General features: G+C 35.5%; 2 protein-coding genes. One reads left to right on the plus strand and one right to left on the minus strand.

Annotated elements, in window-relative coordinates; all coding sequences use genetic code 11:
* Positions 1 to 224: 224 nt before the first annotated feature.
* Positions 225 to 797, plus strand: coding sequence for a site-specific integrase (locus tag JQC92_RS22845; RefSeq protein ID WP_239480685.1), 573 nt, complete (start codon positions 225 to 227; stop codon positions 795 to 797).
* Between the two features lie 238 nt (positions 798 to 1,035).
* On the opposite strand, the gene JQC92_RS22015 is transcribed toward JQC92_RS22845, so the two are convergent.
* Complete coding sequence (locus tag JQC92_RS22015; protein ID WP_205001668.1) at positions 1,036 to 2,022, minus strand: hypothetical protein; 987 nt, start codon at positions 2,020 to 2,022, stop codon at positions 1,036 to 1,038.
* Between the last annotated feature and the right edge of the window lie 159 nt (positions 2,023 to 2,181).

The following is a 2,181-nucleotide window of genomic DNA, read 5'->3' on the forward strand; positions in this document are numbered from 1 at the left end:
CAAGGCCAAGCATTAGAACTTGATTACCATCCATGTATTTACTTCTTAAATTATTGACTACAAAAACTAGATTTATTATCTCAAAAACAAACCCATTAAATCCACACTAAACGACGAAGAGCCTAAAAAAGAAAAAACGTGTAGAAAAAAAGCAAAGGCAACGCTTAAAACTGGAATGGTATCGAATTATTCATGCTGCTGCCCCTCTATGGCTTCAAACCGCCATGGACTTGTCTCTACAAACAACCCACGCAAGACTAGAAATCTCCAGAATTCAATATAACTTAAAAGAGCCGAGCAAAAACAAATGTGGCTGTTGCTGGTTCGATAAACCTGAAGTGACTCATATTGGTAAAGTTTACGGCAAACTCTATATTCATCGACAAAAAGTGGCAGATAAAGAAGCCGCACACGTTGCCATTCCAATTGGTGAAAAACTCAAAGCTATTATCGACAGAAGCCGAGATAGAACCGTCAGTGCTTTCGTGGTTCATCGATTACCAACTAAATGCCCAAGCGTGCTAAGTAAGGATGTAGTACATTTAACTCAAGTAGCACCTGACTATATAAGCCGCACGTTTTCAAAAATCAGGGATGAAGTAGGCTGTTGCGAACACTTAGAGGCATCACAACGCCCTACTTTTCATGAGATCAGAGCATTAGCCGCCCACTTATTTGACTCTAAAGGTGTAGACCCACAATCTCGTATGGCACATACGGATGCTAAGAGCACCCGTATCTACACCCAAAATCACGTAGAATGGGTTGAAGTACCCTTTGCAGAGATAGAGGTTTAAGCTAGTAAAAAATTCAGTAACCATTCACCAGCCCCGTATTGACTTTTCAAATAAACAGTGAAACTTACTTGCGGGGTGGTACTTGTGTCACAAAACAATGGCAAGCTTGTAGTTATAAATGCCAATAAACGGGAGTTTGAGATTGTCAATACCCCTCTGGTGAATGCTTACAAAAATTCATGTTACAAAATGAATAGAAAATATGCACATAAAGCATGAACCTACTAAGCTCAACGCCCTACACACCAAAATAATTTGAATATAGGTAAGCGAAGCGATATCTATTTTTATTACCTACCATGTAAGGTGTAATAATTTTGTTTGCTATAAGTATCTGTTTAAAATCGGAAATCGTATTTTTTGCCACACTAGGTACGTCAGCATGCCTATCCTTTATATCAGTCAACAGTATTTCAAAAAGCTTCTCATCCATTTTACTCCTTTTTTGAGCAGCTTTTCCTTTGTTTGCAGAAACATCTTCACAGAAATATCTTACAAATTCATTCCCTTGCTCTGTCCAAAGGTCACTTAAATATTGAAGAACAGCCTCTCTCCTTACACTTTTGCTTGTACAATAGGCAAGACCCAAAATAGAATCTTTTCTATATTTTTTCTCTGTATCTTCTTTTTTTTGTTCCATCACTGCATGTTTCAATAAGTCTAAAAAAGGTCGAAGGTTAACAGTGTCATCTGCACTTTGAATGTTTCTATATAAATCTTCGTACGCAGAACTTTGCTTGCCATTAGGTTTAGGTTTTGGAGAACCAAAAAAAGCATTTATTATAGGCTGGATTAAGTTAGTTTCTAAAGGTAATTGATTTCTTGCCCCTTTTTTTCTCAATCGTTTTTCAATCAAAGTAAAATTGGCTAGGGTTAACTTAGGCTTTAAATACTGTTTAAATTTATCGCCAGATAAAGTAAAAACAACTTTTAAGAAGTAAGAGTAAATTTCGTTTCTTGACCATTCTAAATCAATGACTCGAGTTTTAAATGAGTTTTTATTTGTAAGGTTACCCAATCGATCATATAAGTCTCTCCTCAGAAATAGTTTTGGAAAAATATTTGACCACCGGAACTTCATACATAACTTTATCAATGGAGAAACAATGTCATTCCAAAGGTAAGGCTTTACAATATTATCTAGCCTATCAAAAGTGATAATTAACCTTTGATCATTCCTTTTTAACTCTGAATTAAAGACCTCCAACTCTTTTTCAATCTTCATGAACTCGCTATCATCACTAATAATTTCAATAAAATCATTGGGTGTAGATCCTTTAGATCGACGAATATTATTAAAAGATCATTAATTATCAGTGTGATAGCTTAAATATATAGTGCGAAAGGAGCAATTTCATAGTACTTATTAGTTCTGACACACAAT

Origin of the sequence: Parashewanella hymeniacidonis, from assembly GCF_016900895.1 — a bacterium.
Lineage (GTDB): Bacteria > Pseudomonadota > Gammaproteobacteria > Enterobacterales > Shewanellaceae > Parashewanella > Parashewanella hymeniacidonis.